The organism is Flavobacterium luteum (assembly GCF_008806775.1).
Taxonomy (GTDB): domain Bacteria; phylum Bacteroidota; class Bacteroidia; order Flavobacteriales; family Flavobacteriaceae; genus Flavobacterium; species Flavobacterium luteum.
On record NZ_WAEM01000001.1, the window covers coordinates 19,067 to 44,578 of the forward strand.

The following is a 25,512-nucleotide window of genomic DNA, read 5'->3' on the forward strand; positions in this document are numbered from 1 at the left end:
TATGATAGATGTTTGTTAGATTTACATTTTAATTTAATAAAAATGTCAAAGTTAATTTCAAAAATTGGAGTTTTAACTTCTGGTGGTGACTCTCCAGGGATGAATGCTGCAATTCGCTCAGTAGTTAGAACTTGTGCCTATCATAATATAGATTGTGTAGGAATATATAGAGGCTATCAAGGAATGATAGAAGGGGATTTTAAAGATATGGGACCAAGATCTGTTCACAATATTGTGAATAAAGGAGGAACTATTCTTAAATCCGCACGATCAAAAGAGTTTATGACTGTTGAAGGTCGTAAAAAAGCCCACAGTCAGCTTGTTGCTTCAGGAATAGACGCATTAGTAGTTATAGGTGGTGATGGTAGTTTTACTGGGGCTGAAGTTTTTAATAAAGAATATGGTTTTCCTGTAATGGGAATTCCTGGGACAATCGATAATGATATTTTTGGTACTAGTCATACTTTAGGTTATGATACCGCACTAAATACTGTAGTAGATGTAATTGATAAAATCCGTGATACCGCAAGTTCTCACAATAGATTATTTTTTGTAGAAGTTATGGGACGTGATGCTGGACATATTGCTTTGAATGCGGGTATTGGTGCAGGAGCTGAAGAAATTCTAATTCCCGAAGAAGATATGGGTTTAGAACGATTATTAGATTCACTTAAAAAAAGTAAAGCTTCAGGAAAATCATCTAGTATAGTTGTAATTGCTGAGGGAGACAAAATTGGTAAAAGTGTTTTTGAGCTTAAAGATTATGTAGAAGCCAATTTGCCTGAATATGATGTTCGAGTTTCTGTTTTAGGCCACATGCAACGTGGTGGCGCTCCTTCTTGTTTTGATAGAGTTCTTGCAAGTCGACTGGGGGTAAAAGCAGTTGAATCTTTGTTAGAAGGAAAATCAAACCTTATGGTTGGTTTAATACACGATAAAATAGCATTAACTCCATTAGAACAAGCTATAAAAGGACACACTGAAATTGACAGAGAATTGCTTCGCGTTTCAGATATAATGTCAATTTAAACAAGAAATATTAAAAAAATAAAGCAACAATAACCAAAATTAAATTAAAATGTCAAAAGTAAAATTAGGAATAAACGGTTTCGGAAGAATTGGAAGAATTGTTTTCAGAGAATCATTCAATAGAGATAATGTAGAAGTAGTAGCCATTAATGATTTATTAGATGTAGATCACTTAGCGTACTTATTAAAATACGATTCTGTTCACGGTCGTTTTAACGGAACTGTAGAAGTAAAAGAAGGGAAATTGTTTGTCAACGGAAGAAATATCCGTATTACAGCGGAAAGAAATCCTGCTGATTTAAAATGGAACGAAGTTGATGTTGATGTAGTTGCAGAATGTACGGGTATCTTTACTACAATCGAAACTGCTAGTGAGCACATTAAAGGTGGTGCTAAAAAAGTAATCATATCTGCTCCATCTGCAGATGCCCCTATGTTTGTAATGGGAGTAAACCACGAAACTGCAAAAGCTTCTGATTTAGTGGTTTCTAATGCTTCATGTACCACAAACTGTTTGGCTCCATTAGCTAAAGTTATAAATGATAATTTTGGAATTGTAGAAGCTTTAATGACAACAGTTCATGCTACAACTTCAACTCAAATGACAGCTGATGGTCCTTCTAGAAAAGACTGGAGAGGTGGTCGTGCTGCTAGCATAAATATCATTCCGTCATCAACAGGTGCTGCAAAAGCAGTTGGAAAAGTTATTCCAGAATTGAACGGAAAATTAACAGGTATGGCTTTCCGTGTGCCTACTGCCGATGTTTCTACAGTAGATTTAACCGTAAAAGTAGCTAAAGAAACTTCTTATGAAGAAATTATGGCTGTTCTAAAGAAAGCTTCTGAAACTACAATGAAAGGTATTTTAGGATATACTGAAGATGCTGTTGTATCTCAAGATTTCATTTCTGATAAAAGAACTTCAATTGTTGATGCTACTGCAGGAATTGGTTTAAATTCAACATTTTTCAAATTAATATCTTGGTATGATAATGAGTACGGATATTCAAGTAAATTAATTGATTTATCAGTTCACATTGCCAACTTAAAATAATATAATTTATAAAAATCCCGTTATTATCTTAACGGGATTTTTGTTCTTAAATTTCATTTTTTGTAATCAAATAAACTAATGTACGTTTACACATGAACATTACAATATATTTTTTTTCTTTTTATGAAATTATCAATTAAAAAATTAGTATTAATCAATTTAGCATTTACGAAAATTCTTAAATTCTAACCCCTTTGTATCGGGATAAAATCCTAAAATAAAATGAAATTATTAGTAGATAGTGGTTCCACAAAAGCAGATTGGATTTCAATAGATGATAGTGGAAAAGTTTTGTTTACAGCTCAAACTTTGGGTCTTAATCCTGAGGTTTTAGATAAAGAAGAAATTATTATTCGTCTTAATGATAAATTTGATATTTCTCATAATAAAAATAAAGTTTCACATTTGTTTTTTTATGGTGCTGGATGTGGTACCGATAGAATGAAAAATTTTCTTGCAGAAGTTTTTCAAGAATATTTTCCAAAAGCAATTGTTACCGTTCATGAAGACACCTACGCAGCAGTATATGCAACAACACCTAAAGATGAAGCTGCAATTGTTTGTATACTTGGGACTGGTTCTAATTGTAGTTATTTTGACGGTTCTGTTTTACATCAAAAAGTACAATCATTAGGATATATCGCCATGGATGATTGTAGCGGAAACCAATTTGGAAGACAATTATTGCGTGGATATTATTTTAATAAAATGCCAAAAGCTTTAGCTACTAAATTTGAAGAAACTTATAATTTAGAAGCGGATTTTATCAAACACAATTTATATAAGGAACCAAATCCTAATGCTTATTTAGCAACATTTGCAAAATTTTTAATTGAACATAAAGAAAATGAGTTTTGTAAGAAAATCATTTTTGCAGCTATGGAAGATTTTGTTGAAAACTATATCTCTCAATATGAAAATTGTAAAAAAGTACCAATTCATTTTATTGGATCCATTGCATTTTATTTAAAAGAAGAATTACAAATTGTCCTAACCAAACACGGAATGCAACTAGGAAACGTATTAAGAAGGCCTATAGATGGACTTATTCAATATCACATATTAAATAAATAATATTTATTTTAGAAAAAAAATACTTAAGCTTTATTAATAAATAAGGGTGAAATACAAAAACCAAAAAAGAGAGTCTATGACTTTCTTTTTTGGTTTTTGTATTTATTGTATTTTCTAGACTTACAAGACTAATTTACTCAATATTAAAATTAATAGGGTAGTTATATAAACAACGAACAGATTTACCTTCTTTAGTTGCAGGAACCCATGTTTTTTTAAATAATTTAAGAACACGAACCGTTTCTGCTTTCATTGATTCAATCTGATCCAATTGATTTATCTTTTCATTCTCAGTAGTTATTTTTACTACAGTAGTTGGAAGGTACTCTTTAACATTAACATGAAATGCTTTAATATTTGTTAAAGTGCCATCTGGTTCTACAATAAAGCTTGAAAATATGGTTATCTTTTTATTTTTAATGGCCTCTGGAAATTTAAAATTGTCACTAATAAACATTGACAAGGTATACATTCCTTCCTTTAATTGAGGTTTCAAATCTACATCGGTAGAACGAAATACTTTTTCTTCATTAATAGTAATTGTAGAATCAGTCGATGCTATTTGAGCAGAAGCTGTTAATGAAAAAACAACTAAAAGAAAAAATAATTTTTTCATAGTAAATAATCTTAAATCTTTCAAAAATAATGAATTAATATTTAAAAGGGATTTTTTTAATTATAATTTAATACACCATTTTTGAAGAGTTATACTAATTAATTTTCCTCCATGGTATGATATACGTTCATCACGTCATCATCTTCTTCCATTTTTTCAATTAATTTCTCTACATCGGCCATTTCAGCTTCTGAAAGTTTTTTTGTTATTTGAGGAATCCGTTCAAAACCTGAAGAAAGAATTTCCATTTTTCTGTTTTCTAATTCTTTTTGAATGGCTCCAAAACTTCCAAAAGGAGCATAAATTAAAATTCCGTCTTCGTCCTCAAAAACTTCTTCCGCACCAAAATCTATTAATTCTAATTCTAATTCTTCTGGGTCAATTTCTCCTTTTGGAATTCTAAAATTACAAGTATGATCAAACATAAATTCAACCGAACCTTGCGTTCCCATTGTTCCGTTACATTTATTAAAATAGCTTCTTACGTTAGCAACCGTTCTGTTGTTATTATCAGTTGCTGTTTCTATTAATAATGCTATACCATGCGGTGCATATCCTTCAAACAAAACTTCTTTATAATTAGCGGTGTCTTTATCTGTCGCTTTTTTGATGGCACGTTCAACATTCTCTTTTGGCATATTAGCCGCTTTTGCATTCTGTATTACAGCTCGCAATCTTGAATTGGCTTCTGGATTTGGTCCGCCTTCTTTAACAGCCATTACAATATCTTTACCTATTCTGGTAAATGCTTTTGCCATTGCTGACCAACGCTTCATTTTTCTGCCCTTTCTAAACTCAAAAGCTCTTCCCATTTCTTATTTTTTTTTAACTTCTAAAATCAAAAATTATTTTTACGATTGCAAAAATAACTTTTTCAATATCAATATCAAAATTCAATTTTTACATCAAAATCGAATTCTTATTATTTTAAGCTTTGAATAATTTTTATGGATTCAAAGACACGAAAGTTGTTCTTTAAATTTTTAATTTGAGAACTGTTTATAGATTTTAAGTAATTGTTAGTTTGTATCTTTTTTAAATCAGTACTAGTATTGTTAATATTAAAAAGATATTGGGTTTTAACAAATGCTTCTATTTCTTTCCATTTTTTCGAAAATCCATTCAATTTATTAAAGTTAAAAACAGCACTAAATTGTAACGGTATGGCTACTGATTTATAGATGAAGAACTGATTTAAAGTTGCTTTTAATTGAATGTGTTTTTGCAATTCTATATTGTTTTTGGACTGTTGCTTATATTCTAAAATCGCTTGTTTTTGTTTTTCGTTCATCGGAAATTTATTAGTATCCACGATGCTTTCAATTTTATCATTTTTAAATGCTGTTGTTAAACTATTTTCCTTAGGCATTTGATCATCAAACAAACTAGGTATCTCAATGTCTGGTGTAATTCCTGAATATTGATTGGTTTTACCTGTAACTCGATAAAATTCTCCAATGGTTAGTTTCAAAAATTGCTCTTTTTCGTCTTTTAACGGTATGATTTCTTGTATTGTGGCTTTTCCTAAAGATTTAGTTCCTACAATCAATGCCAAATTATAATCTTGCATTACGTTTGCAAAAAATTCACTTGCAGAAGCTGATAAGCCATTGATTAAGATAATGATAGGTCCCGAATAACTTTTTTTTGGTTTCTGGTTACCAATGATTTCTTTATGATTTTTTTTGGTAACAATTTGTGATAAATAGGGTGAGTTTACAAATAAACCACAGAGCAATATGGCTTCTTGCATAGAGCCGCCACCGTTGTTTTCTAAATCAATAATTAAACCAGTAATTTTATCATCTTTTAGTTTGGCAATTTCTAAGGCTACATCATCACTAACATTTGTCATTCCGTTTTCTAAAGTCGAATAAAAGCTAGGAATTTTGATGTATCCCGTTTTTTGATTATCGCGTTCTAGTATGTAACTATAAACATTATTTTGATAATCTTTCATGACTTGTTTGAAGAGGTTTACAGTATAAACTTCTCCACTTTTTTTCTTCATAGTTAAAAAAACATTTTTAAATTCACTAGAACTTAAAATTTTTACTATTTTTTCAAAATTAAAGCAATTTACAAAGTATTCTTCTTCTTTCGATTTTACTTTAATAACTTGATCCCCTAGTTCAATTTCTTCTAGAAAATAGGCTGGACCGCCTGGTAATATTTCAACTATAGACAAGTAGTTGTTTTCTTTAATAGAAAGGGTGATTCCTAAAGTATAGTTGTCAGAACTAACTGAAGAAAGAAAATTTGATTTTTCATTGTTAGAAAAAAACGCTGTATGAGGGTCAAAATAAGAACAATAAATGCTAATAAAGAGATTGTAGAAATCCTCAATTGTCAGGTTGTTTGTCGATACTTCGCAGGTATAATCGTTAAATATTTTTTGTTTTATTGTTTCTGAAAGACTGGGAAAAACAGTTGTTAATGAGTCTTTATTTGTGCTGCTTTGTGCTATTTCATTTAATATATCAAAGAGCATTCTCTTTTTTAGTATTCTTTTTAATTCTTCTTCCGTTTTTAAATAGGGTAATGCTTTTTTATAAGACTTCATGATTTCAGCACTACTTAAAGGAAAGGTTTCTTTTTTTATAGTTTCTATAATTTTAGCACGTCGGGTAATAGCTTTTTGATAAATGGTATAAAATTCATTTAGAAAGTCACAGTTTAAATTGTTAACATAATTGTCTAATTTATATTTGTGTTTTTTAAGAATGTTAATTTCAGATTCGATAAACAAAATGTTTCTTTCATCTAATTTTTTTATAAAATTGTTAAAAACATAAACTGATAAACTGTCATTAATTGGTTTAGGCCTATAATGAAAATCTTTAACCAATTCGTTAATTTTATATAAAGTACTACAAGCATTCGTTTTAGATTGCCCAAAAATCTGCTTTGAAAACAGCAACAATAATAAAACGACTACATTTTTCAATTATTATTTTTTATAAAAAGGCAATTTTACGACTTTGGCGGGAACGTCATTTTTCCTGATTCGGATAAAAATATCACTTCCAACAGTACTATTGTCAACAGTGACATACCCCAAACCAATTCCAACACCAAGTGAAGGCGACATTGTTCCTGAAGTTACAATACCAATACTATTTCCTTTAGCATCTACAATTTCATAATCATGCCTAGGCACAGCACGCTCCTGCATTTCAAAACCTACTAGTTTTCTCGAGACTCCCACTTCTTTTTGCTTTTTCAGATTTTCAGAATTGGTAAACTCTTTGTTAAATTTGGTAATCCATCCCAAACCAGCTTCGATAGGTGAGGTGCTGTCATTAATATCATTTCCGTATAAACAAAAGCCCATTTCCAAACGCAAAGTATCTCTCGCTGCTAAACCAATTGGCTTAATTCCAAAAGCTGCACCAGCTTCGAAAACTTTATTCCAAATGGTTTTAACTTGGTCATTTTTGCAGTAAATTTCAAAGCCACCTGAACCTGTGTAACCTGTTGCCGAAATAATGACCTGAGGAAAATCTGCAAAATCGCCTATTTCAAAATGGTAATAGGGAATTGCTGATAAATCTACTGATGTCAAGGATTGCATTGATTCTGTAGCTTTTGGTCCTTGAATAGCCAATAAAGAATAATCATCCGAAAGGTTTTTCATTTCCACATCCAAATCATTGAAGCTAGAAATCCAATCCCAATCCTTATCGATATTAGAAGCATTTACTACCAATAAATATTGTTCTTCTTTTATTTTATAAACTATTAAATCATCTACTATTCCGCCATCATTGTTGGGTAAACAAGAATATTGCGCTTTTCCTATGGTTAATTTAGAGGCATCATTCGAAGTCACTTTCTGAATCAAATCCAAGGCATTTGGTCCGGATAGTAAAAATTCTCCCATATGAGAAACATCAAAAACGCCGACACTATTACGAACAGTTTCATGCTCTGCATTTACTCCTTCATATAAAATAGGCATATTGTATCCGGCAAATGGAAGCATTTTTGCTCCCAATCCCTCGTGAATAGCCGTTAAAGCAGTGTTTTTCATTTATTTTTATATTAATAATTTGAAGTGGCTAATTTATCGAATTTAATCCTAGTAACAATTTAAAGCCTATCCAATTTTATAATATCATTTATGATTGCTAAATGATGTTTAGTATGAATTTGTAAGAAACGCAAAGTGGCTTTCAATTTTAAATGACCAAAATAAGGATGTTGAAAATACGCATATTCAGGAATAGATTTTATTTCGAGATTTTTTAATTTTGCAACTTCAAGATGATTTTTAATTGATTTACTATCAAAATCTAATTTTGGCTGCACTGCTTTTGGTGCTTTTGCTCTTCCTCGAGGTATTCTATTCATCGCAAAAACGAGTATTCGAGTACTGTTAAATGTCCATTTGTATAATCTTGGGTCAGATTTTTGAAGGGCTTCAATAACTAAATTAATTGTTAATAATGAATGTTCAATATGCCAACCCACTGATGATATAGAAACCAAAGGATTAATTATTTCTTGATTTGGGATCTTGCTTTCTAATTCTACTATTAGTTTTTGTAGTCTTTCCATTTGATTTTGCATTATTAAAAAAATAAATTTAGATTAATAAAACGAAGCAAAAAAATGCTTTCATTTATTATTTTCGTATTTGAATATAATTTAAAGAATTATATTCTTTCAGTTTGATTTTTTTTATATCTTTATTTTTACAATTGAACGGATATAAAATTGAAAATATACATATAATAACATTTTAATCTTAAAAATATGGTAGTACAATATCAAGGGGAACAAAATGGAGTTCCTACAGCATTTAGTATAAGAATCATTGGGAACAATCTATCAAAAAGCAGTTCTAATTATCAAATAGATTTATTAGTAGGGAACAAGCAATTACCAACTTTTACGACAACCATTCACCAGAGTTTGTCTAATTGCTTAAAAGAAATTTACTTGTTTAGAAAACACAATCACATCAATTTTGATGCTGCTTCAGAAAAGATGTCAACTCAATTAGTTCCTTATGATTTGGTTTTATATAATTCCAACAAGAAAATTTTGTTTATGGCATAACCTTTATTTTTAAAAATAAAGAAATTTTATTTAACTTTTTAAGATGCTGGTATGAATTTAGTTGCATTTGCTTGTTTTTTTAGTAATTATAAGCTAAAAAGTGCAATGAAAAATTTAATTGTAGTAACTATTCCAAATTGCCATAAACCGACAGTTGCTAGTGCCATAAAGATATATTCAGGGTCATTTGTTATTAATAGGATAAAGCTATGGTAAAATAATGGGTTCAGTTTGTTTATTAAGTAAAGTTGTTATTAAATCGGGTTTGGTAACTACTTTTATTCCTAAATGTGGGTACAACATATTGCAAACCTTCATTCTAGAAGTGATGGTGCTAACCGATCAAAACTAAAAATACATTACTAATATAAACTATGATTTTGTACCTAAATCCATAGGAATAGGTTTAGTAATAGGCTAAGAAGTACCTACACAAAAGTATCACTTCAATTTTTAAAGACACTGAAAAGCCACATAGTTATAGATGCCGATGTGTTGAATATTCTATCATTGAATAAAGACTGGCTCAATTTGTTGCCACCAAAAACAATATAAACTCCAAATCCAAAATAATTAGAACGTCTTATTGGAGTTTGGAATTCTGCAGAAGAAAAGTTCAGTAAAACGATATCTTTTTCTTTAAATCATTCCATTCTAGTAGTTATGAAAAATGTTTCGACTCACATATAGTTGTTGATACAGTTTATGAAAATACAATAAGGAAATCTGCACTTGCTACTGTTAGAAGTGGTAATTTACTAACCAGAATTATCACCAGCCTGCTAGCTCACTCTTATAACTTTAGTTGCTGCATTGCTTGGAGTTTATCTTCGCGGAATAAGTTCCGATATCGCTTGCCAATACAGTGAGTCAAGTTTTTATTGCGTCTTACATCATTACTAATTTAGACAAGGCTTTTTTGAGTTTGGAAAAGGACAAAGAATATGACTACTTTAAAAAATCTTTTAATTCTTCATAGGTTTTAATTTTAAAACTTATTTTTTCTTTACCCAAAACACTTTCAATTTGAGTTGGAATTGGTAATTGAACTTTTAAAACAGGTTCTACAATATCTAAAAATTTAATAGGATGTGCAGTTTCTAAGAAAAAACCAATACTATCAGGATAGTTTTTAAGTTCTTTTTTCAATCCTAAATAGCCAACTGCGCCATGAGGTTCTGCTATGTAGCCACTATGGTTGTATATGCTTTGCATCGCTTCTTTAGTAGCTTCATCCGTAAAAGTATAAGATGAAAAATCTTTATTAAATTCGTTTAAATCGTTATTGTACATTTCTTGAATTCGCACAAAATTACTTGGATTTCCAACATCCATCGCATTAGAAATTGTTGCCACAGAAGGTTTGGCTTCATAAATTCCCTTTTCTAAAAATTGAGGTACAGTATCGTTAGCATTGGTAGCAGCCACAAAATGGGTGAGGGGTAAGCCTAGTTTTTTAGCTATAATTCCCGCACAAATATTCCCGAAATTACCACTCGGACAAGAAACAATTAGCGGTTTGTTGTGTTTCTTTAATTCTTTATAAGCAAAGAAGAAATAAAACATCTGTGGCAACCAACGTGCAATATTGATAGAATTAGCTGAGGTAAGATTCTTATGTTGCAAATCAGCATCCAGAAAAGCTTTCTTAACCATGTCTTGGCAATCGTCAAACACTCCGTCTACTTCTAAAGCCGTTATGTTTTGCCCTAGTGTAGTCAACTGGCGTTCTTGTATGTCGCTCACTTTACCAGAAGGATAAAGTATAATCACTTCAACACCTTTTACGCCTAAAAATCCGCTGGCAACTGCTCCTCCAGTATCTCCAGAAGTAGCGACAAGAACCGTGTTTTTATGATCTTTGTCTCTATTAAAATATGCCAAACAACGAGACATAAATCGGGCTCCTACATCTTTAAACGCCATAGTAGGGCCATGAAATAATTCTAAGGAATAAATATTGTCTTCTATTTTTACCAGCGGAAAATCAAAACACAACGTTTCTTTTAGAATTTGTTTTAATTCCATTTCTGGGATTTCATCTCCTACAAATTGTTTGATAGCTTCAAAAGTGATTGTCTCATTACTGAGATTTTGAATGTTGTCAAAAAAAGATTGTGGTAAAGTTGATAATGTTGCAGGAAAGTAAAGCCCTCTATCTGGTGCTAAACCTTTTATAACGGCTTCTTGAAAAGATACGTAATGTGTTTTATTGTTTAAGCTGTAATAGTTCATTTTAGATTATTAGATTTTTGGATTTTGAATTTCTAAAGTCTTAATTCGTAAATCGTAATTCTTAAATTATTTTAATTCCTTGATCATTCACTTTCGAAACGTGAATTTCATAAGGCAATTTCATTTCATCGTAAACAGCACTCATTGCTGTTGCTATTTTCTGAGCAGTTACCTCTCCTTTGCTCAAGGCAAATATAGAAGGTCCCGAGCCTGATATTCCTGAACCTAAGGCTCCGTTTTCATAAGCAATCTTCTTAATCAAATCAAATCCTGGAATCAATACGCTTCGCAAAGGTTCGACAATTTCATCATGTAAGGAACGCCCAATAAGTTCGTAATCTTTAGTATATAAACCAGCAATTAATCCGCCCACATTTCCCCATTGAGTAATCGCACTTTTTAATGTAACGGTTTGTTTTAATACCGATCGAGCATCTGAAGTTTTTAATTCAATTTGTGGATGTACGACAGTGGCATACAATTCAGAAGGGCTATCAATTTTAATAATGTCTAAAGGATTCGTACTTCTTACCAAGGTAAATCCACCCAAAAGACATGGTGCAACGTTATCAGCATGAGCATTTCCGCTGGCTAGTTTTTCGCCCTGCATGGCAAATAACACGAGTTCTTTTCGGGTAAATGGTCTTCCTAGTAATTCGTTTATTCCAAAAACAGCACCAGCAGAACTGGCTGCGCTACTACCAATGCCACTTCCTGCTTTGATGTGTTTGTAAATTTCGATTTCAAAACCAAATTCGGTTTCAATTGTATCCAACATTGCTAAAGCAGCTACTCCCGAAACATTTTTTTCGGTTTCTAAGGGTAAGTTGGCACCAACAATTTTAGTAATCCGAACTCCTTTTATGTTTGATTTTCGAATAATCATTTCATCGCCTGCAGTATCTAAACAAAGTCCAAGAACATCAAATCCACACGAAAGATTAGCAATTGTAGCCGGACAGAATATTTTTATTTCGTTCATAAGTTATTGCGAGGCATGAAGCAATCTCCATTTTTAAGTTTTAATTTATTAGCTCAAACGACACAAAGTTTTTGTCAGTTTTTAAATGAATACTGAATATTTTTTATATGTTTCCTATCCTAATTACATCTGCAAAAATTCCAGAAGCAGTAACCGCAGCACCAGCACCAGCACCTTTTATCAATAAAGGTTGGTCAATATAGCGATCAGTATAAAATTGAACGATATTGTCTTTCCCTTCAAGGTTATAAAACGGACTCTCTTTCGGTATAAACTCTAAACCAACACTTGCCTTTCCATTTTCAAATGTAGCTACAAATTTCAATCGGCTTTCTTTAGATTTAGCTTCGGCTAAAAGGTTTTCAAAGTGTGATTTATAAGTGATTAATGATTTAAAAAAAGCATCATTGTTTGTTGTGCTCATGCATTCAATAGGAAGAAAAGAATTGTTTTTTATATCTTCTATTTCCATTTGGTAGCCGCTTTCACGAATTAGGATAAGTATTTTTCTGGCAACATCCACACCACTTAAATCAATTTTGGGGTCAGGTTCTGTAAAACCCTGTACTCCAGCTTCTTTTACTACATCGTGAAAGCTGTAAGTATCGCTAAAATTATTAAAAATAAAGTTTAGACTTCCTGATAAAACGGCTTGAATTTTATTGATTTTGTCGCCCGAAGCAACTAAGTGTTTAACAGTATCTATAATAGGCAATCCAGCTCCAACATTAGTTTCAAACAAGAAAGGGGCTTTAAATTGTCGAGAGAGATTTTTTAGATTTTTATAATTGTAATAGGCTGATGAACAAGCGATTTTGTTGCAAGTTACTACTGCAATATTTTGTTTTAAATACTGGTCGTAAGTTTTAGAAACACTATCATTAGCAGTAATATCTACAAAAATGCTGTTACGTAAATTCAGGGCTTTTACTTTAGAAATAAAGGTGTCAGAATCAGATTTTTCTCCGTTTTCTACTAAAGATTTCCAATCTTTTAATGAGATTCCTTCTTCATCAAAATACATTTTTCTAGAATTAGATAAAGCAATAACTCTCAAATTTATTTTAAGATTTTCCTTTAAGTATTTTTTTTGTTGGTGGATTTGCTCAATAAATTTTTCACCAACATTTCCAACCCCCATTACAAATAAATTCAATTGTTTGGTGTTTTCTTCAAAGAAAGTTTCGTGTAGCGTATTCAGTGCTTTTTTCACATCTCTTTCGTTGATTACTGCCGAAATATTTCTTTCAGAAGCACCTTGAGCAATAGCTCTAATATTAACATTATTTTTTCCTAAAGTACTGAACATTCTACCGCTTAGTCCTTGGTGGTTTTTCATATTCTCACCAACTAAAGCAATGATGCAAAGGTTTTTTTCAACTATACAGGGGTCGATTTTGTTTTGAGAAATTTCTACTTCAAAAGCTTTATTGATAGCTAGTTCTGCAGTTTCAGCATCAGAGTTTAAAATTCCAATGCAAATAGAATGCTCTGAAGAAGCTTGAGTTATAAAAATAACATTAATATTTACCTGAGACAATACTTCAAAAAGTCTTTTAGAAGAACCAGCCACTCCAATCATTCCAGGACCTTCAAGAGTAATTAATGTAATATGCTCTATATGACTTATTCCTTTTACAGGATTGATTTGGGAAGTTACTTTGTTTGAAATATAAGTACCTTCTGCTTCTGGTTCGAATGTATTTTTAATAAGAATTGGAATATTTTTTCTCAGCACAGGCTGAATCGTTGGTGGATACAATACTTTTGCTCCAAAATGAGACAATTCCATTGCTTCTTGGTACGAAATAGTTGCTATAGGTTGGGCTTGTTTTACAATTTTAGGATTGGCAGTAAACATACCATTTACATCAGTCCATATTTCCAAATCATTGGCATTTAATGCACCAGCTATAATTGCTGCTGTATAATCAGAACCACCACGCCCTAAAGTTGTATTTATTCCATCAAGACTAGAAGCAATAAATCCTGGCATAATAACTACTTGTGACTCATTTGTAGCAAAATAATCGGCAATTAGCTTATCAGAAATTTCAAAATTAACTGCCGCTTTCCCGAAATTATTATTTGTTTTTATTAATTCACGACTATCCTTATAACCGCTATTTTTTAGGTTTTGCTTTAAAGCTTCCGCTATAATATAGGATGATAACACTTCGCCAAAACTTAAAATAGTGTCTGTAGTTCGATTAGATAATTCTCCTAATAAAAAGCAACCTTCTAAAAGAGTTTCAAGATGATTGATGATTCTTTTTATGTGACTTAAAAGGCCACTTTGCTCACTTACAGGTATTAATGCTTTAAGTGCATCAAGATGTTTTTTTTCTATTTCGGCAACAATTTCTTTATAGCTTTCGTCATTATTGGCTGCTTTTATAGATGCTTGATGCAGTAAGTCGGTTACTTTGCTTAATGCAGATACAACAACAACTAGTTTATTTTCTTTAGCTTTTGTGTTTACTATATCGAGTACGAGTTTTATGTTTTGTGCATTGGCAACCGAAGTTCCACCGAATTTTAAAATTTTCATTATTATATGTTTAAAAAGTATTTTTATGTATCATAAATTCATAATTTTTATTTCTTCATAAAAAGAAGAAAACAAATATAGGATAAATGATTAATTTATACCCCGAAAGGGGTTGTAGTTTTTGTAGATGTCCCAAAAAGGTCAACGAAATTTTTGGCTGCATTTGTAAAAAAAGGAATTTTACTGTTAAAAAGCATATTTCAAATTTTTGATGTCCAAAAGTAATTCATTTCATTGATTATAAAAAAACACTCTAATATTATTGCGAATATTTTAGATATGAATGGATTAGTTGTATTATTTTTATTTTTATTAAGTTTTGAAGTTTAAAATTTATTGAAAATGCATTTAAAATTATAATATTATCAACATCACTTGTTTTTTAACAATCGTTTATTGAATTTTGAGCTCTCAATTATTCAAAAAATGGACAATTTTCATTATATCAGCTCTGAAGTTTTAAATTTAGCTACCTTACATCAAATTATTACCTATAATAAAAGCATTGCTCTATCCGAAGAAGCCAAAATAAATATTCAAAAATGTAGGGAATATTTAGACAATAAAATGACTTCACAAGACCAACCAATTTACGGAATAAACACTGGTTTTGGGTCATTGTGTAATGTAAAAATTTCGAATGAGAATTTATCTCAATTACAAGAAAATTTGGTAAAATCGCATGCTTGCGGCATTGGGGATGAAGTTCCTAATGCTATTGTAAAATTGATGTTGCTACTTAAAATTCAATCTTTAAGTTATGGTTATTCAGGAGTACAATTAGAAACGGTTGAACGATTAATAGCATTTTATAATCACGATATTCTTCCCGTTGTATATGAGCAAGGTTCATTAGGTGCTTCTGGCGATTTGGCTCCATTAGCACATTTGTCATTACCTTTATTAGGTTTGGGTGAGGTTTATTTTGAAGGTAAAAAAGTTGCTTCTATTGACGTTTTAAAACAGTTTAATTGGCAGCCAGTTGTTTTACAATCTAAAGAAGGTTTGGCATTATTAAATGGTACTCAGTTTATGAGCGCTTACGGATCTTATGTTTTAATGAAAACTGTAAAGTATTGTTATATTGCTGATTTAATAGCAGCTATTTCACTTGAAGGTTTTGATGGAAAGGTTGAACCATTCAATGAACTTATTCATTATATACGTCCACACAAAGGTCAAATTATAACCGCTAATCGTATAATGGAATTTTTAGAAGGAAGCGAAATTGCAGAACAATCTAAAACACATGTTCAAGACCCGTATTCTTTTCGATGTATTCCACAAGTGCATGGCGCAACTAAAGATGCTATAGATTATGTGAAAAAAGTATTCAAAACAGAAATCAATTCGGTTACTGATAATCCTAATATTTTTATAGAAAGCAATCAAATTTTATCAGGAGGTAATTTTCATGGGCAACCTTTAGCATTGGCGTTAGATTTTATCGCTATTGCCTTGGCTGAATTAGGAAGTATATCCGAAAGGAGAACTTTTCAGTTGGTTTCAGGTTTGCGTAATCTACCAGCTTTTTTGGTGGATAATCCAGGTTTAAATTCAGGCTTAATGATTCCGCAATATACAGCAGCAAGCATTGTTAGTCAAAACAAACAATTAGCAACTCCAGCAAGTATAGATAGTATTGTGTCTAGTAATGGGCAGGAAGATCATGTGAGTATGGGTGCAAATGCAGCAACAAAAGCCTTACGGATTATGGATAATTTAGAACGGATTTTGGCTATTGAATTACTTAATGCCTCACAAGCAATCGAATTCAGACGACCTTTAAAGTCGAGTGATCTTATCGAAATGTTTTTAAAATCGTACAGAATAGAAGTTCCTTTGATTGAAAACGACAGAGTTTTTCATTATGATATTGAGAAATCAGTAGCTTTTTTGAATAGTTTTATGATTGATGGGTTGGAGTATTAATTCCCACCAGTTAAACTTTTATGTTTGCGTTTTCTTTTATAATGAGTTTGGGTTAAATTAGTGTCTCCAGAAATAATACTAATGGTACCATCAATTTCCAGCATCGCCAATTTCACATCTTTAAAATATTCTACACCGTGCTCCCTCATGGCTTCTTTCAATTCGTCGCTAGTTATATTTAATTTACCCAAAGTTTTGAAATCTAAATTTCCATTATGAATTAAAATTTCGGGTTTTTCCTGCATGAAATCACTAAATCTTTTATAACGATACATTATTTTTTTGAGAACAAAATTAATAGTAAATAAGACGGAAGCCGCTGCCAGTCCACCCCAAAGGCTAGTGTTACTGCCTACCATAGCATTTTGCACGGAGTTACTTATCAGTAAAATTAAAATAACATCTGCCGTATTGAGCTGCGACAATTCTTTTTTGCCAAAAATACGCAAGGCAATAACCATAAATAAATATACTGAAGCACTTCGTAAAATAACATCTAAATAGGAGTTCATTATGCTGTTTATTTATTGATGTAGATTATTTTTGTTTAAATTGTTTTTCAATTGCCTTAATCATTTCGCCTGCTATATCTTTATTCGTAGCACCTTCAATACCTTCTAATCCAGGAGACGAATTGACTTCTAGCAATAGTGGTCCTTTTGATGAACGAATAATATCAACACCTGCAACTTTCAAATCCATTGCTTTTGCAGCCCGAATGGCAATTTTTTTCTCTTCGGATGTAGGTTTTATAACAGAAGCTGTACCTCCTAAATGAATATTAGCTCTAAATTCGCCTGGTAATGCTTCTCGCTGAATGGCTGCAACGACTTTTCCATCAATCACAAATAAACGAAGGTCTTTGCCATTTGCCTCTTTTATAAATTCCTGAACTAAAATATTGGCATTTAAACTTTTGAAGGCATTAATAACGCTTTCAGCAGCTTTTTTTGTTTCTGCCAAAACGACACCTTTTCCTTGTGTTCCTTCTAATAATTTTACAATTAAGGGTGGTCCTCCAACCATTTTTATAAGGTCATCAGTATCTAAAGGCGAGTTAGCAAAGCCCGTAGTTGGAATTTCAATACCGTGATTTAATAATAATTGTAATGAAAATAGTTTGTCTCTAGATTGAGTTATTGCTGTTGAAGAATTTAAACAAAAAACTTTAAGAGCTTCAAATTGACGTGTCAATGCGCAACCGTAAAAAGTAATACTTGGTCTAATTCTAGGAATAACAGCGTCAAATTGATTTAAAATTTTTCCGCCACGATAATGAATTTCAGGTTTAGTAGCATCAAGTTTCATGTAGCATTCTTTGATGTTTAAGAAATGCATTTCGTGACCTCGCATCTCGCCAGCTTCCATAATTCTTTTATTACTGTATAATTCAGGATTACTTGCCAAAAGACCCACTCTTAAACCTGAGGAAGGAATTACGGCATTTTGATAAATTTCACTTAATTTATCACTTGTTTCGTGTCCTAAAAGAAAAAGCTGCTCAGGATCTACTAATACTCTACCACTCATGGCTTCACGACCTAAAAGCATTCTAAAGCCCATCGAGTCCCTGTTGGTTAGTGTCATCTCTATTATCCAACTTGTAGTTCCTATATCTAAAGTAGTTTGAATTACATATCGCTGCTCTCGATAACCACTAGAACTTTTTACTATTCGTTTGTCTACCAGAGGAGCCTCACAATGAATGATTGTTTTTAAGTCATTTTGTATGGGATTAATATCAAATTTTACCCAATTATTTCCATCTTTAATAAACGGTGCTATATTTATCGCATGTAGTGCAGAAGTTTTTGCCCCTGAATCGACGCGTGCTTTAATGGTAGGTATTCCTAAATCTGGAAAAGAAAACCATTCTTCTGAGCCTAGAATAACTTTGTTCTGTGGCATAATAAATAGTATTTAAAAAAAAAACCACGAACAAACGAATTCGTATTTTATACAATTCGTTTATTCGTGGTAAAAAAAAAAAAAATTAATTCGTTGGTTTCTCTGCTTTTTTAACTTTTACGAATAGCTCTTGTGCGGTTTCATCCAAATCCATGAAAATTTCATCTCCAGAGCCAATTTTAGAAGTAATAATTTCTTCAGCCAAAGCGTCTTCAACATATTTTTGAATCGCTCTTTTTAATGGTCTGGCTCCAAACTGTCTATCAAAACCTTTTTCTGCAATGAATGCTTTTGCTTTATCTGATAGTTTTAAATCATAACCTAATTCGGCTATTCGATCGTATAATTTTTTTAATTCAATTTCGATAATCAAATCAATATGTTCTTTTTCAAGAGCATTAAATACTATTACATCATCAATCCTATTTAAAAATTCAGGAGCAAAGGTTTTCTTCAATGCATTTTCTATAATACTTTTCGAATTGTCATCAGCTTGTGCTACTTTGGCTGCAGTTCCAAAACCAACACCTTGACCAAAATCTTTCAATTGGCGAGCACCAACATTAGAAGTCATTATAATAATAGTGTTTTTAAAATCAATTTTTCTGCCCAAACTATCAGTTAAATAGCCATCATCAAGAACTTGTAATAGCATATTGAAAACGTCTGGATGTGCTTTTTCAATTTCATCAAGTAAAACAACACAATATGGCTTTCTTCTCACTTTCTCAGTTAATTGACCTCCTTCTTCATATCCAACATATCCTGGAGGCGCTCCCACTAATCTGGAGATTGCGAATTTTTCCATGTACTCACTCATGTCAATTCGAATCAAAGCATCTTCAGAATCGAATAATTCTTTAGCCAAAACTTTTGCTAATTGTGTCTTCCCAACTCCAGTTTGACCTAAGAAGATAAAAGAACCAATTGGTCGGTTTGGATCTTTTAATCCTGCACGATTTCTTTGTATTGAACGAGCAATTTTTAATACTGCTTCTTTTTGTCCAATAACTTTATTTTCAATTAGTTCTGGCAGATTAGCTAATTTGTTACTTTCAGTTTGTGCAATACGATTTACAGGTATTCCTGTCATCATAGAAACTACATCGGCAACATTATCTTCTGATACAACTATTCTATTGTTTTTAGAATCCTCGTCCCATTGTTCCTGAGCAATTGCTAAATCTTTCTCGATTCGTTTTTCATCATCACGAAGTTTAGCAGCTTCTTCATATTTTTGTTTTTTGACTACTGTGTTTTTTAATTCTCTAACATCTTCCAACTGACGTTCTAAATCTAATATTTGTTTGGGAACTTCAATATTGGTAATATGAACACGAGAACCCGCTTCGTCAAGCGCATCGATAGCTTTGTCTGGTAAAAAACGTTCAGACATGTATCTGTTAGTTAGCTTCACGCAAGCTTCAATTGCTTCTTGAGTGTAAGTAACATTATGATGATCTTCATATTTATTTTTGATGTTATTCAAAATGGTAATCGTTTCATCAACTGATGTTGGTTCGACAATAATTTTTTGAAAACGTCTTTCTAATGCACCATCTTTTTCAATATATTGTCTGTACTCATCTAGAGTTGTAGCACCAATACATTGTATTTCTCCTCTTGCTAAAGCAGGTTTGAACATATTAGAAGCATCAAGCGAACCCGTTGCGCCACCAGCGCCTACAATAGTATGAATTTCATCAATGAAAAGTATAATATCGTCATTCTTTTCAAGCTCATTCATAACCGCTTTCATACGTTCTTCAAACTGACCACGGTATTTTGTTCCCGCAACAAGCGAAGCCAAATCAAGAGTTACTACTCGTTTGTTGAATAAGTTTCGTGATACTTTCTTTTGGATAATACGTAGAGCTAATCCTTCAGCAATTGCTGATTTTCCTACTCCTGGTTCTCCAATAAGTAATGGATTGTTCTTTTTGCGTCGGCTCAAGATTTGTGAAACACGCTCTATTTCTTTCTCACGACCTACTACAGGGTCGAGTTTTCCTTCTTCGGCCATTTCTGTTAAGTCTCTTCCAAAATTATCTAAAACAGGAGTTTTTGATTTTTTGTTGGATTTATTTGCCGGATTGTTAAAATTGCCTTCTCTAAGATTATCATCTTGACCAGAATCATCATTAAACGATTCATTTCTAGGCAAATTTTCTAAAAAATTTTCTTCGTTTGGTGTCATATTGAGGTATTGTTCTTTAGCCACGTCATAATCTATTTTTAGTTTATTGAGCAGCTTGGTTGTGGGATCATTCTCATTTCTTAAGATGCATAATAACAAATGTGCCGTACTTATTGAAGTGCTTTGAAAAACTTTAGCTTCTAGAAAAGTAGTTTTCAAAGCTCTTTCAGCTTGACGTGTTAAATGCAAGTTCTTTTTTTCGTTACTGACAATTACATTTGGGTTAGCAGGACTCAAGATTTCTACTTTTTTTCGCAAATGATCCAAATCAACTGAAAGATTGTTCAGTATTGTTATTGCTTTACCGTTCCCGTCTCTTAGTATGCCTAACATCAGATGTTCAGTTCCAATAAAGTCATGCCCTAAACGTAAGGCTTCTTCTTTACTGTAAGTAATTACATCCTTAACTCGTGGTGAAAAATTATCATCCATATAATTGTATAATTTGTAATGTAAATTTAGTGAATATCTATTGCAATTGCAAAAATCATTCCCATATAAAGTACTGTCAGCTAATAGACAAAAAAAAAACAATTTTTTTTGTTAAAAATTAATTAACTTATTAACTTAAAAAGACCTCAATTTTGTTAATAAATCAATCAAATTTCTATATATATTTATATATAAAATAATCGAAAAAGGTTATATTAGCAAGATTTTTTTAAATAATATAATTTTAAATATAACTATAAATATGTCTGACGGAGAAAAGTTAATACCTATTAACATAGAGGACGAAATGAAATCAGCTTACATCGATTATTCGATGTCAGTAATTGTGTCAAGAGCACTGCCAGATGTACGTGACGGATTGAAACCAGTACATCGAAGAGTATTATACGGAATGTACGATTTAGGCGTAACCTCTAAATCTGCCCATAAAAAATCTGCAAGAATTGTAGGTGAGGTTTTAGGAAAGTATCATCCACACGGTGATACCTCTGTTTATGATGCTATGGTTCGTATGGCTCAAGAATGGAGCATGCGTTATCTTTTAGTAGACGGACAAGGGAATTTTGGATCTGTTGATGGAGACAGCCCTGCGGCAATGCGTTACACTGAAGCTAGAATGAAAAAGATTTCTGAAGAAATCATGGCTGACATCGAGAAAGAAACTGTTGATTTTCAATTGAATTTTGACGATACTTTATATGAGCCAAAAGTAATGCCAACGCGTGTTCCTACCTTATTAATTAATGGAGCAACAGGCATAGCTGTAGGTATGGCGACTAATATGCCTCCTCATAATTTAACGGAGGTAATTAATGGTACATTAGCTTATCTTGATAATAATGATATTGAAATTGACGAATTAATAAACCATATTAAAGCTCCCGATTTCCCTACAGGTGGTATTATTTATGGTTACGAAGGAGTTCGCGAAGCTTTCAAAACAGGACGCGGACGAATTGTCATGCGTGCAAAAGTAAGTTTTGAAGAAGTGGATGGAAGAGAATCTATTATTGTTTCTGAAATTCCATATCAAGTTAACAAAGCAGATATGATTAAGCGTACTGCTGATTTGGTAAATGATAAAAAAATAGACGGAATTGCCAATATTCGTGACGAATCAGATAGAAATGGTATGCGTATTGTTTACATCTTAAAACGTGATGCAACACCAAATGTGGTTCTAAATACCTTATATAAGTTTACACAATTACAATCATCTTTCAGTGTAAACAATATTGCATTGGTAAAAGGACGTCCGCAAATGTTGAATCTAAAAGATATGATTCATTATTTCATCGAGCACCGTCATGATGTTGTAGTTCGTAGAACACAATTTGAATTACGTAAAGCCGAAGAAAGAGCACATATTTTAGAAGGTTTAATTATTGCTTCTGATAATATTGATGAAGTAATTGCTTTAATTAGAAGTTCAAAAAATACAGAAGAAGCTAGAGAAAAATTAATAGAAAGATTCAATTTATCGGACATTCAGTCTCGTGCCATTGTAGAAATGCGTTTGCGTCAATTGACTGGTCTAGAGCAAGACAAGTTAAGAGCAGAGTATGAAGAATTGATGAAATTAATAGAGCATTTAAAAGCTTTATTAGCTGATGTTAATTTGAGAACTGAATTAATAAAAGAAGAATTAATTGAGATTCGTGAAAAATACGGAGATGCTAGACGTTCTCAAATTGAATATTCTGGCGGAGATGTAAGTATAGAAGATTTAATTGCTGATGAAAATGTGGTAATTACCATTTCTCATGCTGGCTATATAAAACGAACTAACCTTACAGAATACAAAACACAAAATAGAGGAGGAGTTGGTCAAAAAAGTGCTGGAACTAGAGATCAAGATTTCTTAGAACACATGTTTGTTGCCACAAATCATCAATACATGATGTTCTTTACTCAAAAAGGAAAATGTTTCTGGATGCGTGTGTATGAAATTCCTGAAGGGAGTAAAACCGCTAAAGGACGAGCATTACAAAACTTAATTAACATTGAAAGTGACGATAAAGTAAAAGCATTTATTTGTACGCAAGACCTAAAAGACAAAGAGTATACCACTACTCATAATTTAATCATGGTTACTAAAAAAGGTCAAGTTAAGAAAACATCACTTGATAAATATTCTAAACCTAGAGTAAATGGTGTTGCTGCGATAACCATTAAAGAAGGTGATGAATTATTAGAAGCCAAATTAACCAACGGAGAAAGCCAAATCATTTTAGCTGTTAAATCAGGAAAATTAGTTCGTTTTGAAGAAACTAAAACCCGTCCGATGGGAAGAACAGCTTCTGGAGTTCGTGGAATTACGTTAAAAGATGATACCGATGAAGTAATTGGTATGGTTACTGTTGATAAAGATGATATTAATGATTCACAAGTTCTAGTTGTTACTGAAAATGGATATGGTAAACGTACTAAATTAGTTGATGATGACGGTGAAGATGTATATAGAATTACAAACAGAGGTGGAAAAGGAGTTAAAACTTTAAATATCACAGAGAAAACAGGAAAATTAATTTCTATAAATGCAGTAACTGATTCCGATGATTTAATGATTATAAACAAGTCTGGATTAACTATCAGAATGGCAATAGAAGATTTAAGAGTTATGGGTCGTGCAACACAAGGTGTTAAATTGATTAATTTGAAAGGAAATGACTCCATTGCTGCAGTAACTAAAGTTATGAAAGATGATGTAGCAGAAGTTGTTGTTGACGAAGATGGCAATATAATTGAAGCCGAAGCTATTGAAAGGGTAAAACCTGTTTTAGAAATTCTTGAAGACGATGGTACTGCTGATGACGACGACGACGATGACGACGATTCAGAAATAGAAGAAGAGTTAGAAGACGAGGATGATTCAGACGATGAAGAATAATTAAACCATTAAAATTAAATAATAATGAAAAGTAAATATGTAGTACTCGCGTCAGCTTTGATGATATCGGTTAGCACTTTTGCTCAAAAAGATCAAATTAAAGCGGCTGAAAAAGCTTTAAAAAGTGGAAATTCAGCTGAAGCTAAAACTATTTTAATGCAAGCAGAATCTTTAATAGGTGCTGCTACTGATTCTGAAAAAGCTCAATATTATTTTATAAAGGGAAACACTCTATTAGATTTAGCCAATAAGAAAATAGATATCGCTAAAAATCAATTAGATGCTGCAAAAGCCTATCAAGACTTAATAGCTGTAGAAAAAGTTTCTGGAAAATCAAAATATACGAGTCAAGCTGAAACTTCTATTGCTGAAATTAAAGGGAAATTATTAAATAGTGCCGTTGAAGATGGTACCAACAAAAAATACTCTGAGGCTGCAAAAACATTGTACAAAGTATACGAATTAGATAAATCTGATTTAGAAAAATTGTATTATGCAGCTAGTTATGCAGTAAACGGTCAGGAATATGATACGGCTTTGTCTTATTACAATGAACTAAAGGCAAAGAATTTTTCAGGTGAAGGAATGTCCTATTTTGCTAAAAGTGTACTTACGGAAAAAGAAGATTATTTTGGTACTACTTCCGAAGCAAAAGCAGACAGAGATAGTAAAGTAAAACTTAAAGTATACACCGATCCTAGAGACGAAAAAATCCCATCTAAAAGAGGTGAGATTTATAAAAACATCGCTTTGATTTTAGTACAAGAAGGCAAGGTAGACGAAGCTAAAAATGCACTAGCAGAAGCAAGAGTTGCCAATCCTGATGATACTTCATTAATGCTTACAGAGGCCGACTTGTATTTAAAATTAGAAGATTTTGCAACTTACAAAAAACTGATTACTGAAGTTTTGGAAAAAAATCCAAATGATGCAGATTTATTATTCAATCTAGGGGTTATTTCTGCTAAAACCGATACAGCTGATGCCGAAAAATATTACAAAAAGGCCATTGAAATTAAACCTGATTATGTAAATGCCTACCTAAATTTAGCCATTTTAAAATTAGATGGGGAGAAAAAAATCATTGACGAAATGAATAAATTAGGAAATTCAGAAAAAGACAATAAAAGATATGAAGTACTAAAAAAACAAAGACAAGCTGTTTTTATCGAAACTTTACCTTTTTTAGAAAAAGCAAATGAACTTGACTCTGAAAACGAAGACGTAGCCACAACATTATTAAATGTTTACGGTGCATTAGAAATGACAGACAAGAAAAAAGCATTAAAAGCTAAAATGGGCAAATAATAAGCCAATAATTAATATTTGAGAAGTGTAAGTAATAAGGTATAATCCTGATTTACTTACACTTTTTTATTGCATAATACTTTGTGTACAATTTTAAAAACATGTGTTTAAAACAGTTTTTACTATACTATTTCAAGACATAACACCAAAACCATTTTAGGAGTCACAAAAATCCCCAAAGTAGCGAGAAAAAGTTCGTACATTGTATAATTCGTTAAG

At 31.9% G+C, this 25,512-nt stretch carries 18 protein-coding genes; 7 read left to right on the plus strand and 11 right to left on the minus strand.

Annotation, left to right across the window (positions count from 1 at the left end; all coding sequences use genetic code 11):
• Positions 1-42 precede the first annotated feature (42 nt).
• The 3 genes from pfkA (at position 43) to F6464_RS00075 (ending at position 3,157) form a co-directional block, all read left to right on the plus strand.
• A complete protein-coding gene (pfkA, locus tag F6464_RS00065) occupies positions 43-1,029 on the plus strand; it encodes a 6-phosphofructokinase (RefSeq protein ID WP_151105708.1) in 987 nt (328 codons plus the stop codon).
• Positions 1,030-1,078: 49 nt separating this feature from the next.
• Positions 1,079-2,083 (plus strand): type I glyceraldehyde-3-phosphate dehydrogenase, encoded by a 1,005-nt coding sequence (gene gap / locus F6464_RS00070; protein ID WP_151105709.1) that lies wholly within the window; start codon positions 1,079-1,081, stop codon positions 2,081-2,083.
• A 222-nt stretch (positions 2,084-2,305) separates the two neighbouring features.
• Complete coding sequence (locus F6464_RS00075; protein ID WP_151105710.1) at positions 2,306-3,157, plus strand: BadF/BadG/BcrA/BcrD ATPase family protein; 852 nt, start codon at positions 2,306-2,308, stop codon at positions 3,155-3,157.
• Between the two features lie 133 nt (positions 3,158-3,290).
• Here the strand turns inward: F6464_RS00075 and F6464_RS00080 are convergent, their stop codons facing one another.
• The 5 genes from F6464_RS00080 to F6464_RS00100 form a co-directional block, all read right to left on the minus strand.
• Complete coding sequence (locus F6464_RS00080) at positions 3,291-3,773, minus strand: hypothetical protein (RefSeq protein WP_151105711.1); 483 nt, start codon at positions 3,771-3,773, stop codon at positions 3,291-3,293.
• A 98-nt stretch (positions 3,774-3,871) separates the two neighbouring features.
• A complete protein-coding gene (locus F6464_RS00085; protein ID WP_151105712.1) occupies positions 3,872-4,585 on the minus strand; it encodes a YebC/PmpR family DNA-binding transcriptional regulator in 714 nt (237 codons plus the stop codon).
• Positions 4,586-4,695: 110 nt separating this feature from the next.
• Entirely contained in the window at positions 4,696-6,720 is a 2,025-nt protein-coding gene (locus F6464_RS00090) for a S41 family peptidase (RefSeq protein ID WP_151105713.1), read from the minus strand.
• A 3-nt stretch (positions 6,721-6,723) separates the two neighbouring features.
• On the minus strand, positions 6,724-7,806 hold the full coding sequence (gene gcvT, locus F6464_RS00095; protein WP_151105714.1) for a glycine cleavage system aminomethyltransferase GcvT: 1,083 nt from the start codon (positions 7,804-7,806) through the stop codon (positions 6,724-6,726).
• A 59-nt stretch (positions 7,807-7,865) separates the two neighbouring features.
• Positions 7,866-8,333 (minus strand): DUF1569 domain-containing protein, encoded by a 468-nt coding sequence (locus tag F6464_RS00100; RefSeq protein WP_191963297.1) that lies wholly within the window; start codon positions 8,331-8,333, stop codon positions 7,866-7,868.
• Positions 8,334-8,531: 198 nt separating this feature from the next.
• Between F6464_RS00100 and F6464_RS00105 the strand changes: the two genes are divergently transcribed.
• Positions 8,532-8,837: a hypothetical protein gene (locus F6464_RS00105; protein WP_151105716.1), complete on the plus strand. Its 306-nt coding sequence runs from the start codon at positions 8,532-8,534 to the stop codon at positions 8,835-8,837.
• A 948-nt stretch (positions 8,838-9,785) separates the two neighbouring features.
• Here F6464_RS00105 and thrC read toward each other — a convergent pair.
• From thrC to thrA, 3 genes are all read right to left on the minus strand, one after another.
• Positions 9,786-11,072: a threonine synthase gene (thrC, locus tag F6464_RS00110; protein WP_151105717.1), complete on the minus strand. Its 1,287-nt coding sequence runs from the start codon at positions 11,070-11,072 to the stop codon at positions 9,786-9,788.
• Between the two features lie 61 nt (positions 11,073-11,133).
• Positions 11,134-12,054 (minus strand): homoserine kinase, encoded by a 921-nt coding sequence (locus F6464_RS00115; RefSeq protein WP_151105718.1) that lies wholly within the window; start codon positions 12,052-12,054, stop codon positions 11,134-11,136.
• 103 nt (positions 12,055-12,157) lie between these two features.
• A complete protein-coding gene (thrA, locus tag F6464_RS00120; protein WP_151105719.1) occupies positions 12,158-14,605 on the minus strand; it encodes a bifunctional aspartate kinase/homoserine dehydrogenase I in 2,448 nt (815 codons plus the stop codon).
• Positions 14,606-15,031: 426 nt separating this feature from the next.
• Here thrA and hutH point away from each other — a divergent pair, with 426 nt between their 5' ends.
• On the plus strand, positions 15,032-16,537 hold the full coding sequence (gene hutH, locus F6464_RS00125; RefSeq protein WP_151105720.1) for a histidine ammonia-lyase: 1,506 nt from the start codon (positions 15,032-15,034) through the stop codon (positions 16,535-16,537).
• Here hutH and F6464_RS00130 read toward each other — a convergent pair.
• The 3 genes from F6464_RS00130 to F6464_RS00140 form a co-directional block, all read right to left on the minus strand.
• Positions 16,534-17,049, minus strand: coding sequence for a DUF421 domain-containing protein (locus F6464_RS00130; protein ID WP_151105721.1), 516 nt, complete (start codon positions 17,047-17,049; stop codon positions 16,534-16,536). The genes hutH and F6464_RS00130 overlap by 4 nt on opposite strands.
• Positions 17,050-17,074: 25 nt before the next feature.
• The gene (rimK, locus tag F6464_RS00135) at positions 17,075-18,445 is read right to left on the minus strand and encodes a 30S ribosomal protein S6--L-glutamate ligase (RefSeq protein ID WP_151105722.1); all 1,371 of its coding nucleotides are present in this window, start codon (positions 18,443-18,445) and stop codon (positions 17,075-17,077) included.
• A gap of 85 nt (positions 18,446-18,530) precedes the next feature.
• Entirely contained in the window at positions 18,531-21,074 is a 2,544-nt protein-coding gene (locus F6464_RS00140) for an ATP-dependent Clp protease ATP-binding subunit (protein WP_151105723.1), read from the minus strand.
• A gap of 262 nt (positions 21,075-21,336) precedes the next feature.
• Between F6464_RS00140 and gyrA the strand changes: the two genes are divergently transcribed.
• Positions 21,337-23,985 carry a DNA gyrase subunit A gene (gyrA, locus tag F6464_RS00145; protein ID WP_151105724.1) on the plus strand — a complete coding sequence of 883 codons (2,649 nt, stop codon included), beginning with the start codon at positions 21,337-21,339 and terminating at the stop codon, positions 23,983-23,985.
• Positions 23,986-24,009: 24 nt separating this feature from the next.
• Complete coding sequence (locus F6464_RS00150) at positions 24,010-25,293, plus strand: tetratricopeptide repeat protein (RefSeq protein ID WP_151105725.1); 1,284 nt, start codon at positions 24,010-24,012, stop codon at positions 25,291-25,293.
• Positions 25,294-25,512 lie beyond the last annotated feature (219 nt).

Excerpts from the sequence above, each read along its gene's own strand:
- pfkA (WP_151105708.1), top strand. The coding sequence starts at position 43 with ATGTCAAAGTTAATTTCAAAAATTGGAGTTTTAACTTCTGGTGGTGAC.
- gap (WP_151105709.1), top strand. The coding sequence starts at position 1,079 with ATGTCAAAAGTAAAATTAGGAATAAACGGTTTCGGAAGAATTGGAAGA.
- F6464_RS00075 (WP_151105710.1), top strand. The coding sequence starts at position 2,306 with ATGAAATTATTAGTAGATAGTGGTTCCACAAAAGCAGATTGGATTTCA.
- F6464_RS00080 (WP_151105711.1), bottom strand. The coding sequence starts at position 3,773 with ATGAAAAAATTATTTTTTCTTTTAGTTGTTTTTTCATTAACAGCTTCT.
- F6464_RS00085 (WP_151105712.1), bottom strand. The coding sequence starts at position 4,585 with ATGGGAAGAGCTTTTGAGTTTAGAAAGGGCAGAAAAATGAAGCGTTGG.
- gcvT (WP_151105714.1), bottom strand. The coding sequence starts at position 7,806 with ATGAAAAACACTGCTTTAACGGCTATTCACGAGGGATTGGGAGCAAAA.
- F6464_RS00100 (WP_191963297.1), bottom strand. The coding sequence starts at position 8,333 with ATGGAAAGACTACAAAAACTAATAGTAGAATTAGAAAGCAAGATCCCA.
- F6464_RS00105 (WP_151105716.1), top strand. The coding sequence starts at position 8,532 with ATGGTAGTACAATATCAAGGGGAACAAAATGGAGTTCCTACAGCATTT.
- thrC (WP_151105717.1), bottom strand. The coding sequence starts at position 11,072 with ATGAACTATTACAGCTTAAACAATAAAACACATTACGTATCTTTTCAA.
- F6464_RS00115 (WP_151105718.1), bottom strand. The coding sequence starts at position 12,054 with ATGAACGAAATAAAAATATTCTGTCCGGCTACAATTGCTAATCTTTCG.
- thrA (WP_151105719.1), bottom strand. The coding sequence starts at position 14,605 with ATGAAAATTTTAAAATTCGGTGGAACTTCGGTTGCCAATGCACAAAAC.
- hutH (WP_151105720.1), top strand. The coding sequence starts at position 15,032 with ATGGACAATTTTCATTATATCAGCTCTGAAGTTTTAAATTTAGCTACC.
- F6464_RS00130 (WP_151105721.1), bottom strand. The coding sequence starts at position 17,049 with ATGAACTCCTATTTAGATGTTATTTTACGAAGTGCTTCAGTATATTTA.
- rimK (WP_151105722.1), bottom strand. The coding sequence starts at position 18,445 with ATGCCACAGAACAAAGTTATTCTAGGCTCAGAAGAATGGTTTTCTTTT.
- F6464_RS00140 (WP_151105723.1), bottom strand. The coding sequence starts at position 21,074 with ATGGATGATAATTTTTCACCACGAGTTAAGGATGTAATTACTTACAGT.
- gyrA (WP_151105724.1), top strand. The coding sequence starts at position 21,337 with ATGTCTGACGGAGAAAAGTTAATACCTATTAACATAGAGGACGAAATG.
- F6464_RS00150 (WP_151105725.1), top strand. The coding sequence starts at position 24,010 with ATGAAAAGTAAATATGTAGTACTCGCGTCAGCTTTGATGATATCGGTT.